A 15,065-nucleotide genomic window follows, 5' to 3' on the forward strand; every position below is an offset into this window, starting at 1 on the left:
GAAGTCTCTGTTCAAGGTCCGTGTGCGGTATCGGACCAGGTACGGGGGGCTCGCAATGACGGTTCAAAGTCCGTGTGCGGTATCGGGCCGGGCACGGCGGGCTCGCGATGACGGTACTCTGTCATGATTTGGGGCGTCGCTGCGGATTCATGCCAGTTAAGCTCCCGTCAACCGCTTGGCCCGGCTGGCCAGTTCTTCGGCCAGGCGCGCCTTGGCTTCGGGGTAGATCAGGCTCTCTTCCAGCATGATGTGGTCGTGGCACAGGCTCACAAAAACCTCGATGGTGTGCTTGAGCTCGGCTATTTCCACCCAATCTTCGCCCTGCGCAATGGCGCGCAGCATGGGTGCCAGCTCAAGCCAGTTCTGCTCGATCCAGCGGTGATCTTGTTGCAGGGTTTGCACTGCCTGCACCAGTTCGGCGTTGCTGCTGAGAAGCAGGCCGGGGAACACCATTTTTTCTTCGTCGGCATGGTGAGGGCGCGCCACCTCCGAGAAAAAGGCCTCGATGGTTTTGGCTTTTTGGCGGCAATGCGGGCTGTCGCTGTCGGCATCGAGCCGCTCCAGCAAATCGGCCAGTTCAGCCAACTGCTGGTGCATGCGCTGGTGGCAGGTGTCGAGGGCCTTGAATTGGTCAATTTGTTGAATGGCTTTCATGGGGGCTCCTGGAATGGATGAGGCCATTTTGGCGGCGAGCCCATGCTGATGTTTGAGGCAAATCAAGTTTCTTGCCGATTTTTTCGCCCGATTTTTTTTTGATCTAGATCAGCAAAATGGCAATTCACAAGATAAACCTGCTTCATCAGTGCAGCCGTTGGGCGTAGGATGCCAAGCTGCACCTGCGGCATCATTTCGCAAGCGTTTGCAGGGCAAGGAGACAATTTTGCTAGCTACCAACATCTCGAACCCGACCTATTTCCACAAGGTCGTCGATTGCCAATGGGCCTGCCCGGCCCACACCCCCGTACCCGAATACATCCGCCTGATTGGTCAGGGCCGTTACAGCGACGCCTACATGATCAATTGGGTGAGCAATGTGTTTCCGGGTATTTTGGGCCGCACCTGCGACCGCCCTTGCGAGCCCGCCTGTCGGCGTGGCCGCGTCGAGGAAAACAACGGCACCAAGCCCGAACCAGTGGCCATTTGCCGCCTCAAGCGGGTGGCGGCCGACTTCAAGGACGACGTCAAGGCGCGCATGCCCACCGTGCTGCCGCCCAACGGCCGCCGCGTGGCCTGCGTCGGCGCCGGGCCAGCGTCGCTCACGGTGGCGCGCGACCTGGTGCCGCAGGGCTACGCCGTGACGGTGTTCGAGGGCGAGAGCAAAGCCGGCGGCTTTGTGCGCACCCAAATCCCCAAGTTCCGTCTGCCCGAGTCGGTGCTGGACGAAGAAACCGGTTACATCCTCGACTTGGGCGTTGACTTCAGGCCCGGGCAACGCATCGATTCGCTCAAGGCGCTGCTGGACCAGGGCTACGACGCGGTTTTCATTGGCAGTGGCGCACCGCGCGGCCGCGATCTGGATGCGCCAGGCCGCAAGGAGGCGGCGGCGCACATCCACATTGGTATCGACTGGCTGATGTCGGTGTCGTTTGGCCACATCACAAAAACCGCCGAGCGCGTGATTGTGCTGGGCGGCGGCAATACCGCCATGGACTGCTGCCGTAGCGCCCGGCGCATGGGTGGCAAAGACGTGAAAGTAATCGTGCGCAGCGGCTTTGAAGAGATGAAAGCATCGCCCTGGGAAAAAGAAGACGCGGCGCATGAGGGCATTCCGATCCTCAACTACCACGTGCCCAAATCGTTCGAGCACGACAACGGCAAGCTCACCGGCATGACGTTCGAGCTGGTGCGCGCCGAGTACGACGCCAAAGGCAAACGCAGCCTGATCCCGACTGGCGAGCCCGATGTGTTCGTGCCCTGCGACGAGGTGCTGATTGCCGTTGGCCAGGAGAATTCGTTCAGCTGGATTGAGCGCGACATTGGCATCGAGTTCGACAAATGGGGCCTGCCGGTGCTGAAAGAGGGCACGTTTCAATCAACTTTGCCCACGGTTTTCTTTGGCGGCGACTCGGCCTACGGCCCCAAGAACATCATCACCGCTGTGGCCCACGGCCACGAGGCGGCGGTGTCGATCGACCGGCTGCTGCATGGCGAAGACGTGGCCCAGCGCCCGGCCCCCGCGGTCAACTTGATGTCGCAAAAAATGGGCATCCACGAGTGGAGCTACAAAAACGACGTGTCGAACGACGTGCGTTTCAAGGTGCCATGGACCGCCGCAGAAAAAGCGCTGGCCAGCATCAAGGTTGAGGTTGAGCTGGGTTTTGACGCGGCCACCGCCTTCAAGGAAGCCAGCCGCTGCCTGAACTGCGACGTGCAAACCGTGTTCAAGGGTAACCTGTGCATTGAGTGCGATGCCTGCGTTGACATTTGCCCGATGGACTGCATCACCTTCACCAGCAACGGCGAAGAGGCCGACCTGCGCAGCCGGCTCAAAGCACCAGCGCAGCACACCGCGCAAGACCTGTATGTGTCGGGCGAGCTCAAGACCGCGCGGGTCATGGTGAAAGACGAAGACGTCTGTCTGCACTGCGGTTTTTGCGCTGAGCGCTGCCCCACCGGGGCCTGGGACATGCAGAAGTTCCGCATCGACATCACCCACGCCGGGCCGCGCGCACGCGACACCAAGTCAGCCGCTGCCCATCCCAATGTCACGGAGGCCGCATGAAGCCCATTGAAGCCATCAACGATTTCGTCATCAAGTTTGCCAACATCAACGGCTCGGGTTCGGCCAGCGCCAACGAGCTGTTTGCCAAGGCCGTGATGCGCATGGGTGTGCCGGTGAGCCCGCGCAATATTTTTCCCAGCAACATCCAGGGCATGCCCACCTGGTACGAAGCCCGGGTGTGCGAAAAAGGCTACCACGGCCGCCGTGGCGGGGTGGACATGATGGTCGCCATGAATCCGCAAACCTGGGACGCCGACGTGGCCGAGATCGAGCCCGGTGGCTACCTGCTTTACGACTGCACCCGGCCGATACCAGAGGCCAGGTTCCGCAAGGACATCACGGTCATTGGCGTGCCGCTGACCGACATCACCAACGCCACCTACACCGACCCGCGCCAGCGCCAGTTGTTCAAGAACATCATTTACGTGGGTGCCTTGTCGGTGTTGCTCGACATGGATGCCTCGGTGTTTGAAAAGCTGTTTGCCGAGCAGTTCAAGGGCAAGGAGCGTTTGCTGGCATCCAACGTGCAGGCCATCAACCTGGGGCGTGATTACGTCACAGCGCACCTGGCGTATCCGCTGGGTTTGCAGGTGCGCAAGTCCGACATGATTGGTGACCAGATATTTACCGACGGCAACAGCGCCATGGCGCTGGGCTGCGTGTATGGCGGTGCCACCGTGGCCGCCTGGTACCCCATTACGCCGTCGTCTTCGGTGCCGGAAAACTTTCAAAAATACTGCGACAAGTTCCGTGTGGATGAAAGCACCGGTCAGCACAACTTTGCCATCGTGCAGGCCGAAGACGAGCTGGCCTCGATCGGCATGGCCATTGGCGCGGGCTGGAACGGCGCACGGGCCTTTACCGCCACCTCGGGCGCAGGCATTTCGCTGATGACCGAGTTCATCGGCCTGGCCTATTTTGCCGAGATTCCGGTCACGTTGATCAACATCCAGCGCGGTGGTCCGAGCACCGGCATGCCCACGCGCACGCAGCAGTCAGATTTGCTGTCTTGCGCCTATGCCTCGCATGGCGACACCCGGCATGTGATGCTATTCCCGCAAGACCCGCACGAGTGTTTTGAGCACGCCGCCGCCGCGCTTGACCTGGCTGACCGCTTGCAAACGCCGATCTTCGTGATGAGCGACCTCGACATCGGCATGAACCAGCGCCTGTGCAAACCGTTTGTCTGGGACGACGCGCGCGACTACGACCGCGGCAAGGTCATGACCGCTGCCGATCTGGAAGCCGGCAAAGACTTTGGCCGCTACAACGACGTCGATGGCGACGGCATTCCGTGGCGCACCTACCCCGGCACGCACCCGAGCAAGGGCTCGTACTTTACCCGCGGCACGTCCAAGGATGCCTATGCGCGCTACTCGGAACGCGGGCCGGACTACATTTACAACATGGAGCGACTGCTCAAAAAGTTCAAAACCGCCGCCGACCTGGTACCGCAGCCCATCGTGCACAAGGCCGCCGAGCCCACGCGCATCGGGGCGATTTACTTTGGCTCCACCACACCCGCCATGCGCGAGGCGCTGGATGTGCTCGACGAAGACGGCATTCACGTCGATGGCATGCGCCTGCTGGCCTTCCCGTTCCCCAAGTCGGTCGAGACCTTTCTGGCCGAGCACGACACCGTGTTTGTGGTGGAACAAAACCGCGACGCCCAAATGCGCACCCTGTTGATCAACGAGCTTGAGGCCAACCCCAAACAGTTGACCAAAGTGCTGCATTACGACGGCACGCCCATCACGGCGCGCTTTATCGTGAGCGCCATTGCCGCCAAGCTGGCGCTTCTGAAGGAGACTGTATGACCTACCTTGCCAAACCCCGGTTGCATCACCCCACGCTGACCAAAAACAAGGTTGGCTACACCCGGCGCGACTATGAAGGCCCGGTGTCCACCCTGTGCGCTGGCTGCGGTCACGACTCCATCTCGGCGGCCATCATCCAGGCCTGCTGGGAGCTCGACATTGCACCGCACCGGGTGGCCAAGCTCTCGGGCATCGGTTGCAGTTCCAAGGCACCCACTTACTTTTTGGGCGCCTCGCACGGCTTCAACACGGTGCACGGGCGCATGCCCAGCGTGCTCACTGGCGCCAACCTGGCCAACCGCGAGCTGATGTACCTGGGCGTGTCGGGCGACGGCGACTCGGCCTCGATCGGTCTGGGGCAGTTTGCCAACGCCATGCGCCGCGGCGTCAATATGGCCTACATTGTGATGAACAACGGCGTTTATGGCCTGACCAAGGGGCAGTTTTCGGCCACGGCCGACCGCGGCTCCAAGAGCAAAAAAGGCGTTATCAATACCGACAGCCCGGTCGATCTGGTCGGTATTGCGCTGCAACTGGGTGCCACTTATGTGGCGCGCAGCTTCTCGGGCGACAAGGCGCAACTGGTACCACTCATCAAGGGCGCGCTGGCGCACGGCGGCGCGGCGTTGATCGACGTCATCAGCCCCTGTGTCACGTTCAACAACCACGCCGGCAGCACCAAGAGCTACGAATACGTTCGCCAGCACGATGAAGCGGTTAGCGTGATCGACTTCGTCGCGCCCGGCCAGGAGCTCACCAGCCTTTACGCACCCGGCGAATTGGTCGAGGTCGAGCAGCACGACGGCTCGGTGTTGCGCCTGCGCAAGCTGCACACCGACTACGACCCCACCGACCGTTACGCCGCCATGAGCTACATGAATGACCACGCCGCGCGCGGCGAGGTGGTGACCGGGCTGCTCTACCTGGACCCACTGCCCACCGACCTGCACACCTCGCTTAACACCAGCGCGCAACCGCTCAACACGCTGGGTGTGCAGCAGCTTTGCCCGGGCGCCAGCGCGCTGGACAAAATCAACGCGGCACTGCGTTAAAACCATCACACCAAGGAGTCTGTTATGACCGAACGTACTGTTTTTCAATCGATATCGCAGCGCCATGTGGTCAATGTGGCCCCCGGCGCCACGGTCTATACCGCTGCCTGTGTGATGACGCGTGCAAACTGCGGCAGCGTGCTGATCATCGACGCCACCAACACCTTGTTGGGCATTGTGACCGAGCGTGATTTGATGACCCGCGTGCTGGCCAAGTCGCTCGACCCGGCCACCACCACGGTGGCCGACATCATGACGCGCAACCCGCAATGCGTGGTGCCCGAGATCAAGGTGGCCGATGCCGTGCTGCTGATGATTGAGCGCGGTTACCGGCATTTGCCCATCGTCACCGAGGCCAAAAAGATTCTGGGCGTGTTCTCGGTGCGCGACGCCATGCCGCGCGAGGTGCAGGCGGCTGAACAGCTGGCCGAATTTAACGAGCAGGTGAACGACGCGCTGGGTTAAACCTGGACTCCGTAGTTGATCGCTTGAAAACTTCGACACGGTAATGGGATGATTACAAAAAGTGAGTTTGATCAGATTCACCTTTTGGGTTTAAGCGCTACGCGTCCAACTGTGCATCCAGGTTAATCACCATCGGCGTGCAGCCATCGCCTGGCCCACTGCAGCGCGCTTTGCAGGTGCACCAGGGCGCTGGCGCCGGGCCGCTCGCCCAATTCAAAGGCTTCGCCACGAATCGCCAGCAGGGTGCAGGGCGGTGGCGGCTCGCCCTGCAAATCCTGAAACACCTGCAGCAAGGCCTGCGGCGACAGGGCATGGGTGGTGTGGCTGGCATCGCGTGCCGCCCGCAACGCGGTAACTTCAAACGGCGCAGCGCAGCTCAGGCTGGCATCGATCAGCAACACGCGTTGTCGGCCGATCAGGTCGAGCGCGTGCTCAATCTGCAACTGGTAGTCTTCCAGAAACGCCACCTGGCCTTGCAAAGAGTCTTGCTCGCGCAGCGCGGCCAGGCACAGCGGCCCCAGCGCGTCATCGCCCCGGCTCAGATTGCCCCAGGCCAGCACCAGCAGAGGGGCCGGTTGCTTCGGCACGTCACTGCGAACCCCCCGTACCTGGCCCGATACCGCATACGGACCTTGAACAGAGACATCGTCACCGCGAGCGCAGCGCGGCAGTCCATGCTGTTGGAAGTCATGGATGGCTTCACTTTGTTCGCAATGACTGAATTCAGCCGCCATGCGACGACCTCTGCATCTGCTCCAGCAGCGTACCGTCAGCCGCCAGCAGCGTCACCTCCAGCGGCATCTTTCCCAGCGCATGGGTGGCGCAGGACAGGCAGGGATCGTAGGCGCGAATGGCGACTTCGATGTGGTTGAGTAAGCCCTCGGTGAGCTCCTGGCCGTCCAGGTAGTCGCGCGCCACCGCGCGCACCGCCTCGTTCATGGCCTGGTTGTTGTGGGTGGTGGACACAATCAGGTTGCAGCGCTTGATCAGGTCATCGTCGCCGACCTCGTAGTCGTGGATCAAGGTGCCGCGCGGCGCCTCGATCATGCCGACACCGTGGCGCTGGCGCGCGCCGCTGGTGATCAGGTCGCCTGACAGCAGCGCCGGGTCGGTCAGCAGCTCGGCAATCACTTCGACCGCGTGCAGCATCTCGATCATGCGCGCCCAGTGGTAGGCCAATGAGGCGTGCACCGGCTCGCCCTGGCCCCAGGCCACAAAGGCCTGGCGCTCTTCTTCAGCGCGCGCGCTGGGAATGAAGTCGCAGTTTTGTACCCGCGCCAGCGGCCCCACGCGGTACCAGCCCAGTTGCGCACCCAGGCTGCGCAGGTAGGGAAACTTCATGTAGCTCCATGGGCGCACCTCTTCTTCGATGAGTTCCAGATAGCGCTGGTCATCGACCTGATCAAATAAAATGTGGCCGTTTTCATCACGCACGCGCAGCACACCATCAAACAAATCCATGGCGCCGTCAGCGCGCACCAGTGACATCACGTTGGACTTGAAGCTGCCAAAGTTGTTGTACAGAGCGGGGTTTTGCGCATGCAGCTGCTTGGCAATGTCCACCGCGTCCTGCGCCCATTCCAGCATCTGGGGCAGGTCGCGCTGCAGGCTGTTGCGTTCTTCCCGTGTCACCAGTTTGTTGATGCCACCCGGCACCGCGCCGGTGCCGTGGATGCGTTTGCCCGAGGTGATGCGGATGATCTCCTGGCCGAACTTGCGCAGGAAAATCCCTTTTTTGGCGATCTCGGGATGCGCCTGCGCCACGCCCACGATGTTGCGTTTGGCCACTTCGGAATCAAAGCCAAACAGCAAGTCGGGTGACGATAGATGAAAAAAGTGCAGCGCATGGGACTGCAGTATTTGCCCGTAGTGCATCAGGCGCCGCACCGCGTTGGCGCTGGCGCTCACTGGCGTGGCGCCCAGCACGCGGTCAAAGGCCTTGGCCGCTGCCAGGTGGTGCGACACCGGGCAGATGCCGCACAGGCGCTGCACCATCACCGGCACCTCCCAGTAGGGGCGGCCCTCGATGAATTTTTCGAAGCCCCGGAACTCGACAATGTGCAGGCGCACCTGCTCGATGTGGTTGTTGGCATCGAGCAGCAGCGTCACCTTGCCGTGCCCTTCGACACGCGATACGGGTTCGATCGCCACCCGGCGCAGGTTCTCGGGGTGGGCGGCAGTTTCAAGGGGAAAAGTCATTGAATGTTCCTTGCGGTCTGGGTCATCGCGGCGAGGGCGCCGCTCCTACAGGGGCCGGATGTTTTGTAGGAGGCCCGCCCTCGGGCCGATGGTTTTCTTCAGTCATAGTGAATCAACCCATGCCCCAATTGCGGCGTGCGGCCAGCCAGCAGATCGCTCAGAAACGACCAGATGGCGTCGGCGCCGGGCGGGCAGCCGGGCAGAAAGTGGTCCACATGCACCACCTCATGGATCGGGTGCACGTGGTTGAGCGGCAGCGGCAGCTCGGGGTCGTTGGGCACCTGGCTGCCGACTGCCGTGCCGTTGTGCTTGCAGTACACCGCGCACAGCATGTTGCCCACGTCGAGCTGGTTGCGCTGCGCCGGCAGGCCGCCGTTGATGGCGCAAGCGCCCACCGCCACCAGGGTTTTGCAATGGGCGCGGAACTCGCGCAGCACCTGCACATTCTCGGCGTTGCACAGGCCGCCTTCGATCAGGCCGATGTCGCAGCGGCCAAGGGTCTTGATGTCGGTTAGCGGCGAGCGGTCGAACTCGATGTGCTCCAGCAGTTCCAGCAGGCGCTCGTCAATGTCGAGCAGGGACATGTGGCAGCCGAAACAACCCGCCAGCGACACCGTGGCCACCTTGAGTTTGCGCGGCGCATGCAGCGGCGGTGCACTGCTTTTCAGGGGGTTCATGTTGCGTCCTCTTGCGATACCGGGTGGCTGTCAAAGCGGCGCTGGCCGATCGGGATCACAAAGCCGCGCCGCTTGGGCAGGATGGCGCCCACCGGGCAGATGTTGGCGGCGCTGTCCGTTATGCTGACGGCGCTGTCGCCCAGTTGGCCGCTAGCGCTGTTGACCAGCAAGTGGCTCGTGATGCCGCGCCCGCCCATGGCAAACACGTGCTTGCCCTCTTGCGCGCTGGCGCGCACACACAGGCCGCACAAGATGCAGCGGTTCAGGTCGAGCAGCAACTCGGGGTGGCTGGCATCAACGCGCCGGTTCGGGTAAAACTCTTCAAAATGCGGGCCGTCCATGCCCATTTGGTAAGCGGTGGCCTGCAGCAGGCAGTTGCCGCTTTTTTCGCACGATGGGCAAAAGTGGTTGCCCTCGATAAACAGCATTTGCAGCAGTGTTTTGCGCTGGGCGTTGAGCTCGGGGGTGTCGCTTTCGACGTCTTGCCCGCTGCTGGCTGCAATGGTGCAGGCGGCACCGGTGCGGCCGTTGACCTTGACCGTGCACAGGCGGCATGAGCCGTGCGCGGCAAAGTCGGGGTGCCAGCACAGGTGCGGAATGTAATGCCCGGCACGGCGCGCGGCTTGCAAAACGCTGTCGCCCGGGCTGAACTCGACCTCCTGCCCGTCCAGCGCGAAGGTGCCGGGGCTCAGGGCGTCAATGCGGTAGTCTGTGCTCATTCAAAATTCTCCAGATGCGCGCCGCTGTCGTTGCGCCCGGTTGCGCGCCGCGCCTGCGACAGCTCGGCGTCCATGTCAAAACCCGCCACAAAGTGCAGCGACTTCAAATGCTGTTCATAGGCCGGGCGAAACTTGGCGATGGTGTCGCGCAGCGGGTTGCAGGCGGCGGCGCCCAGGCCGCAGTGGGTGGCGCCGTGCATCAGTTTGTCGAGCTCATACAGCACCTGGATGTCGGCACTCGACCCGTAACCACGCTTGAGTTTGTCCAACTGGCGCACCACCAGCTCGGTGCCGACACGACACGGCGTGCAAAAACCGCAGCTCTCATGGGCAAAAAAGTGGGCGAAGTTGCGCGCCACGTCAAACATGTCGCGACTGCGGTCAAACACCATGAAGGCGCCCGCCGTGGGCACGTCCTCAAAACCAATTCGACGGTTGAATTCCGAGGTTGACAGGCACACGCCCGAGGGGCCGCCCACTTGCACCGCCTGCGTGTCATGCGCGCCACAGTCTTCCAGAATGCGGCCAACGCGGGTGCCAAATGGGTACTCGTAAATGCCGGGGCGCGCGCAGTCGCCAGAGACCGAGTGGAGCTTGGTGCCGGTCGATTGGGCCGTGCCAATGCGTGCCCACCAGGCACCGCCATGCACCGCAATGTGCGTCACGGCGCAGAAGGTTTCGACGTTGTTGACGGTGGTGGGCTGACCCAGGTAGCCATGCTCCACCGGAAACGGCGGGCGAATGCGCGGCACGCCACGCTTGCCTTCGAGCGATTCGATCAGCGCCGACTCTTCGCCGCACACATAAGCACCGGCACCGACGTGGATGCTGATGTCAAAGTCAAAACCGGCCTTGCCCTGGATGGCGTTGCCCAGCAGCCCTTGTTCGCGCCGACGCTGCAACACCGCTTGCAGGTGCGCCAGCAGGTAACGGTATTCGCCGCGCAAATACACCAGTCCATGTTTGGCGCCAATCGACCAGGCGGCAATCGTCATGCCCTCAAACAGGGTGTCGGCGTAACTGGTGAGCAGCACCCGGTCTTTGAAAGTGCCAGGCTCGCCCTCGTCGGCGTTGCAGACCACGTAATGCGCCTGCCCGACTGCATTGCGGCACAGCTGCCACTTGGTGCCGGTGGCATAACCGGCGCCACCCCGGCCGCGCAATTTGGAGCGCTTCAGGTCGTCGAGCATGGCTTGGGGTTCGCGCGCCAGGGCGGCGGCAATGCCCGCACCCGGCACCGGTTGCGCGCCCAGCTTGACATCGGCCAGGCGAATCTGGTCGTCCACCTGCGACCATTCAGAAGGCCATTGCTCTGCTGGCAGCTGTTGCTCAATCAGAGCAGCCATCTGTGTAACGCGCTCGGGCGTGAGCCGGGTGATGAGCTGATGGTGATTGATGAGCAGCGCCGGTCCCTGGTCGCACAGCCCGGTGCATGAGGTGGTGGCGATGCTCACCAGGCCATCGCCGCGCATCTGGTCGGGGGCCACTTTGAGCTGTGCGCACAACTGGCGCAACAGTGCTTCGCTGCCGAGCATGCGGTCGGTGATGTTGTCGCTGAACAGCACGCGGTAGCTGCCCACCGGCTGGGTATGAAAAAAACGGTAAAAATCGGCCACCCCCTGCACATGGGCCAGCGTCAGGTTCAGCGCGGTGGCCACTTGCTGTAAAACCGGCTGCGACAGCCAACCGCGGCTGGCTTGGACTTCGCGCAGAATTTGAACCAGGGCGAGCGGCGCGCTGTGGTGTTGGGCCAATAAGCCCTGCAAGTCAAGGGGTGACGCCTCCAGCGCCTGGCGATGGGTGTTCATGGGGTTCAATATAGCCGACAAAATACAATTCGGTGCATGGAACCGTCGGATCAGATCGCATCCATTGAGCCAAATCACTCTTCAGAACAGGAATCCCCATGATGGACAGATTTTTAAGCACGGTCGATGACGCCCTGCGCACCGTATTTGCCCAGCACCGTGGTGCCCAGCCCTGCCCGACCGTGCCCGGTGATGCCACCGAGCTCTCGGAGCTCGATAAAAAGGAAGCCGGCGCGTTGATGCGCGTCAACCATGTGGGCGAGGTGTGCGCCCAGGCGCTTTACACCGCACAGGCGTTTGCCACCAAAAATGAAGCGTTGCGGGCCCATTTCCAAAAGGCCAGCGCCGAAGAAACCAACCATCTGGCCTGGACCGAGCAGCGCCTCAAAGAGCTGGGCGAGCGCCCCTCGCTGCTCAACCCGCTGTGGTACGCCGGGGCTTTTGGCATCGGCCTGCTCGCGGGCAAGCTCGGTGACAAGGTGAGCCTGGGTTTTGTGGTGGAGACCGAAAACCAGGTGGAGGCACATCTGGACAGCCACCTCAGCCGCCTGCCTGCCGGTGACCACGCCTCGCGCGCCATCGTGGCGCAAATGAAAGACGACGAAGCGCGCCACGCATTCAACGCCAAAGAGCTGGGTGCCGTCGAGCTGCCGCCGCCCGTCAAGGGCATGATGGCCGCCGCAGCCAAGGTGATGACCACCGTGGCGCACCGGGTCTGATCCGTGCCTGGTTGTTTGTGGGGTCGACTTCAGTCGATCAAGGCAGACTGAAGTCTGCCCCACAGGGTTCAATGACCGATTTTCAGGCCTCCAGCACCTCAAAGCTGGTCGTGATGTCTGCGGTTTTGCCCAGCATGACGCTGGCCGAGCAGTATTTGTCGTGACTCATGGCAATGGCGCGCTCCACTGCGGCGGCGGGCACACCCTTGCCGGTCACGGTGAAATGCATGTTGATTTTGGTGAACACCTTGGGGTCAACGTCGGCGCGCTCGGCGTCGAGCCTCACCGTGCAGCCGCGCACATCGTGGCGACCGCGTTTCAGGATCAGCACTACGTCATAAGCAGTGCAGCCACCGGCGCCGGCCAACAGCGTTTCCATTGGGCGCGGCGCCAGGTTCTGGCCGCCATTTTCGGGTTTGGCGGCGTCGGGCGCGCCGTCCATCACCAGCGTGTGGCCGCTGCCGGTTTCGGCCACAAAACCCATGCCCGAGCGCGTGCCCAGGGCGCCGGTCCAACTCACTGTGCATTCCATATCACGCATCCTGTTGATGAAGATGCGTCATTGTGCATGAACTCCGTGTTTACATTTCATGCTTTAATTGATGCCATATAAAGTGCTTTATCAAATAGTTTGAGGATGTGCCATGGATACTGTTCTTTCACGTTTTGCGGTGAGTGTCACCGAACTCAAACGCAACTATGCTGAAATCCTGAAGCAAGCGGACGACGCGCCGGTGGCGGTGCTCAACCACAATCGCCCCGAGGCCTACCTGCTTCCAGCCAGTCATTACGAGCGGCTGATGGCTTATCTCGAAGACATGGAAGACGCCAAACTGGTGCGCGAACGCGCGGACGGGCCATTTGTCGAGGTGCGTCTTGACGACTTATAAGCTTCGATTTCATGTGCTTGCCTTGCGTGAATGGCAACAACTCGACACCAGCGTGCGTGAGCCTTTCAAAAAGAAGCTGGCCGAACGCCTGTTGAATCCCCGTGTCGCATCGGCTGCTCTGCATGGCCTGCCCGACTGCTACAAAATAAAATTGCACAGCGTCGGTTATCGTCTGGTGTATCGCGTGGATGATGCCGGGATTTTTGTCACGGTGATTGCTGCTGGCAAACGCGAAAAAAACAGGGTTTACCGCAGCGCGTTGCAGCGCCTGTGAGTGAATCCAATCAAGCTCCCACAACCTCTTCAAGTCCAAACCAAACTTTATGAACGCGACGACCCGCTCCGCTGTACTCACCCCCGCCGACTACCTGATCAAGATCCTGAACGCCCGTGTTTACGATGTGGCCGTCGAGTCGGCCCTGGAGGTCGCGCCGTCGCTCAGTGCGCGCCTGAACAATACCGTGCTGCTCAAGCGCGAAGACCAGCAAGCGGTGCACAGCTTCAAGCTGCGCGGTGCCTACAACAAGATGGCGCACCTGAGCCCTGCGCAACTCAAAAAAGGCGTGATTTGCGCCTCGGCCGGCAACCACGCGCAGGGTGTGGCCTTGAGCGCGCAGCGGCTGGGCTGCCGCGCCGTCATCGTCATGCCCACCACCACACCGATGCTCAAGGTCGATGCCGTGCGCGGCTTTGGCGGCGAGGTGGTGCTGTTTGGCGACAGCTACTCCGACGCCTATGGCCACGCGGTGGCGCTGGAAAGGAAAGAAGGCCTGACCTTTGTCCATCCGTTTGACGACCCCGACGTGATCGCTGGCCAGGGGACCATTGCCATGGAAATGCTGCGCCAGCACCAGGGTCGGCTTGACGCGGTGTTTGTGGCGATTGGCGGCGGCGGGCTGATTGCCGGCGTGGCCAATTACATCAAGGCACTGCGCCCCGGGATCAAGGTGATCGGCGTGCAGATGAACGACTCCGATGCCATGACGCAATCGGTGGCTGCCAAAGAGCGCGTGACGCTGGCCGACGTGGGCCTGTTCTCCGACGGCACGGCGGTGAAACTGGTGGGCGAAGAGACTTTCCGCATCGCCAGCAATCTGGTGGACGAGTACATGCTGGTCGATACCGACGCGGTGTGCGCGGCCATCAAGGACGTGTTTGCCGACACCCGCAGCATCGTCGAACCCGCCGGCGCGCTGGCGGTGGCGGCCATCAAGCAGTATGTGGCCACGCACAAAAAAAAGGGCGAGACCTACGCCGCCATCTTGTGCGGCGCCAACATGAACTTCGACCGCTTGCGCTTCGTTGCCGAGCGCGCCGAGGTGGGCGAGGAGCGCGAGGCGCTGTTTGCCGTCACCATTCCCGAGGAGCGCGGCAGCTTCCGGCGCTTTTGCGAGCTGATTGGCGATTTGCCCAGCTTTGGCGGTGCCAAAACAGCCCGCAACGTCACCGAATTCAACTACCGCATCAGCGATGCCAACAGGGCCCATGTGTTCGTCGGCCTGACCACCGCGGCCAAGGGCGAGTCCGGCAAAATTACCGCGCACCTCACCAAGCATGGCTTTGGCGCGCTCGACCTGACCCACGACGAGCTGGCCAAGGAGCACATCCGGCACATGGTCGGCGGGCATTCTGCGCTGGCCCAGGAGGAGCGCCTGCTGCGCTTTGTGTTCCCCGAGCGGCCCGGCGCGCTGCTGAAATTTTTGAGCCTGATGCGCCCGGGCTGGAATATCAGCCTGTTCCATTACCGCAACCAGGGGGCAGACTACGGCCGCATTCTGGTGGGCTTGCAGGTGCCGCCCAAAGACAGCAAGGCGTTCGACAAGTTTCTGGCTACGCTGGGCTACCCCTACGTGGAAGAAACCGCCAACCCGGTGTACCGGATGTTTTTGCAGCAATGACTTCCAACTGCATGGACTGCCGCGCTACCCTTTCCATGAACAGTGCCGTCATTGCGAACGCAGTGACGCAATCCATGACCCCGGAAGTCATGGATCGCC

Annotated in this window: 15 protein-coding genes; 8 read left to right on the top strand and 7 right to left on the bottom strand. The window is 61.9% G+C overall.

The window, feature by feature from the left end:
* Positions 1-156 precede the first annotated feature (156 nt).
* Positions 157-654: a hemerythrin domain-containing protein gene (locus IBX54_RS06965; protein WP_296541941.1), complete on the bottom strand. Its 498-nt coding sequence runs from the start codon at positions 652-654 to the stop codon at positions 157-159.
* A gap of 226 nt (positions 655-880) precedes the next feature.
* On the opposite strand from IBX54_RS06965, the gene IBX54_RS06970 reads away from it, so the two are divergent.
* Genes IBX54_RS06970 through IBX54_RS06985 form a run of 4 tightly spaced genes read left to right on the top strand, consistent with a single transcriptional unit; the run spans position 881 to position 6,056 of the window.
* On the top strand, positions 881-2,722 hold the full coding sequence (locus IBX54_RS06970; RefSeq protein ID WP_296541942.1) for an FAD-dependent oxidoreductase: 1,842 nt from the start codon (positions 881-883) through the stop codon (positions 2,720-2,722).
* Positions 2,719-4,539, top strand: a complete 1,821-nt coding sequence (locus IBX54_RS06975) for a 2-oxoacid:acceptor oxidoreductase subunit alpha (protein WP_296541943.1) — start codon at positions 2,719-2,721, stop codon at positions 4,537-4,539. Before IBX54_RS06970 ends, IBX54_RS06975 begins: the two co-directional genes overlap by 4 nt.
* A complete protein-coding gene (locus tag IBX54_RS06980) occupies positions 4,536-5,591 on the top strand; it encodes a 2-oxoacid:ferredoxin oxidoreductase subunit beta (RefSeq protein ID WP_296541944.1) in 1,056 nt (351 codons plus the stop codon). Before IBX54_RS06975 ends, IBX54_RS06980 begins: the two co-directional genes overlap by 4 nt.
* A 24-nt stretch (positions 5,592-5,615) precedes the next feature.
* The gene (locus IBX54_RS06985; RefSeq protein WP_296541945.1) at positions 5,616-6,056 is read left to right on the top strand and encodes a CBS domain-containing protein; all 441 of its coding nucleotides are present in this window, start codon (positions 5,616-5,618) and stop codon (positions 6,054-6,056) included.
* Positions 6,057-6,178: 122 nt separating this feature from the next.
* On the opposite strand, the gene IBX54_RS06990 is transcribed toward IBX54_RS06985, so the two are convergent.
* From IBX54_RS06990 to IBX54_RS07010, 5 genes are all read right to left on the bottom strand, one after another.
* Positions 6,179-6,790 (bottom strand): hydrogenase maturation protease, encoded by a 612-nt coding sequence (locus IBX54_RS06990; RefSeq protein WP_296541946.1) that lies wholly within the window; start codon positions 6,788-6,790, stop codon positions 6,179-6,181.
* Entirely contained in the window at positions 6,780-8,255 is a 1,476-nt protein-coding gene (locus IBX54_RS06995; protein ID WP_296541947.1) for a Ni/Fe hydrogenase subunit alpha, read from the bottom strand. The genes IBX54_RS06990 and IBX54_RS06995 overlap by 11 nt, the downstream gene beginning before the upstream one ends.
* Positions 8,256-8,353: 98 nt before the next feature.
* Positions 8,354-8,932: an NADP oxidoreductase gene (locus IBX54_RS07000; RefSeq protein WP_296541948.1), complete on the bottom strand. Its 579-nt coding sequence runs from the start codon at positions 8,930-8,932 to the stop codon at positions 8,354-8,356.
* Complete coding sequence (locus IBX54_RS07005; protein ID WP_296541949.1) at positions 8,929-9,651, bottom strand: 2Fe-2S iron-sulfur cluster-binding protein; 723 nt, start codon at positions 9,649-9,651, stop codon at positions 8,929-8,931. The genes IBX54_RS07000 and IBX54_RS07005 overlap by 4 nt, the downstream gene beginning before the upstream one ends.
* Positions 9,648-11,459, bottom strand: a complete 1,812-nt coding sequence (locus IBX54_RS07010; protein WP_296541950.1) for an NAD(P)H-dependent oxidoreductase subunit E — start codon at positions 11,457-11,459, stop codon at positions 9,648-9,650. Before IBX54_RS07010 ends, IBX54_RS07005 begins: the two co-directional genes overlap by 4 nt.
* A 98-nt stretch (positions 11,460-11,557) precedes the next feature.
* Here IBX54_RS07010 and coq7 point away from each other — a divergent pair, with 98 nt between their 5' ends.
* The gene (gene coq7, locus IBX54_RS07015) at positions 11,558-12,178 is read left to right on the top strand and encodes a 2-polyprenyl-3-methyl-6-methoxy-1,4-benzoquinone monooxygenase (protein ID WP_296541951.1); all 621 of its coding nucleotides are present in this window, start codon (positions 11,558-11,560) and stop codon (positions 12,176-12,178) included.
* An 82-nt stretch (positions 12,179-12,260) separates the two neighbouring features.
* Here coq7 and IBX54_RS07020 read toward each other — a convergent pair whose 3' ends face one another.
* On the bottom strand, positions 12,261-12,710 hold the full coding sequence (locus IBX54_RS07020) for an OsmC family protein (RefSeq protein ID WP_296541952.1): 450 nt from the start codon (positions 12,708-12,710) through the stop codon (positions 12,261-12,263).
* Positions 12,711-12,822: 112 nt separating this feature from the next.
* Here IBX54_RS07020 and IBX54_RS07025 point away from each other — a divergent pair, with 112 nt between their 5' ends.
* From IBX54_RS07025 to ilvA, 3 genes are read left to right on the top strand one after another with little or no spacing between them, the layout of a single operon-like run.
* A complete protein-coding gene (locus tag IBX54_RS07025; protein ID WP_296541953.1) occupies positions 12,823-13,068 on the top strand; it encodes a type II toxin-antitoxin system Phd/YefM family antitoxin in 246 nt (81 codons plus the stop codon).
* On the top strand, positions 13,055-13,342 hold the full coding sequence (locus IBX54_RS07030) for a type II toxin-antitoxin system RelE/ParE family toxin (protein ID WP_296541954.1): 288 nt from the start codon (positions 13,055-13,057) through the stop codon (positions 13,340-13,342). The genes IBX54_RS07025 and IBX54_RS07030 overlap by 14 nt, the downstream gene beginning before the upstream one ends.
* Positions 13,343-13,391: 49 nt before the next feature.
* The gene (ilvA, locus tag IBX54_RS07035; RefSeq protein WP_296541955.1) at positions 13,392-14,966 is read left to right on the top strand and encodes a threonine ammonia-lyase, biosynthetic; all 1,575 of its coding nucleotides are present in this window, start codon (positions 13,392-13,394) and stop codon (positions 14,964-14,966) included.
* Positions 14,967-15,065: the final 99 nt, after the last annotated feature.

It is taken from the genome of Rhodoferax sp., from assembly GCF_014859475.1.
In the GTDB taxonomy this organism is placed as follows: Bacteria; Pseudomonadota; Gammaproteobacteria; order Burkholderiales; family Burkholderiaceae_C; genus Rhodoferax.

Coding starts and splice junctions, on each gene's coding strand:
- IBX54_RS07025 (WP_296541953.1), top strand. CDS start 12,823: ATGGATACTGTTCTTTCACGTTTTGCGGTGAGTGTCACCGAACTCAAA.
- coq7 (WP_296541951.1), top strand. CDS start 11,558: ATGATGGACAGATTTTTAAGCACGGTCGATGACGCCCTGCGCACCGTA.
- IBX54_RS06965 (WP_296541941.1), bottom strand. CDS start 654: ATGAAAGCCATTCAACAAATTGACCAATTCAAGGCCCTCGACACCTGC.
- ilvA (WP_296541955.1), top strand. CDS start 13,392: ATGAACGCGACGACCCGCTCCGCTGTACTCACCCCCGCCGACTACCTG.
- IBX54_RS06995 (WP_296541947.1), bottom strand. CDS start 8,255: ATGACTTTTCCCCTTGAAACTGCCGCCCACCCCGAGAACCTGCGCCGG.
- IBX54_RS07000 (WP_296541948.1), bottom strand. CDS start 8,932: ATGAACCCCCTGAAAAGCAGTGCACCGCCGCTGCATGCGCCGCGCAAA.
- IBX54_RS07010 (WP_296541950.1), bottom strand. CDS start 11,459: ATGAACACCCATCGCCAGGCGCTGGAGGCGTCACCCCTTGACTTGCAG.
- IBX54_RS07005 (WP_296541949.1), bottom strand. CDS start 9,651: ATGAGCACAGACTACCGCATTGACGCCCTGAGCCCCGGCACCTTCGCG.
- IBX54_RS06980 (WP_296541944.1), top strand. CDS start 4,536: ATGACCTACCTTGCCAAACCCCGGTTGCATCACCCCACGCTGACCAAA.
- IBX54_RS07020 (WP_296541952.1), bottom strand. CDS start 12,710: ATGGAATGCACAGTGAGTTGGACCGGCGCCCTGGGCACGCGCTCGGGC.
- IBX54_RS06985 (WP_296541945.1), top strand. CDS start 5,616: ATGACCGAACGTACTGTTTTTCAATCGATATCGCAGCGCCATGTGGTC.
- IBX54_RS06975 (WP_296541943.1), top strand. CDS start 2,719: ATGAAGCCCATTGAAGCCATCAACGATTTCGTCATCAAGTTTGCCAAC.
- IBX54_RS06990 (WP_296541946.1), bottom strand. CDS start 6,790: ATGGCGGCTGAATTCAGTCATTGCGAACAAAGTGAAGCCATCCATGAC.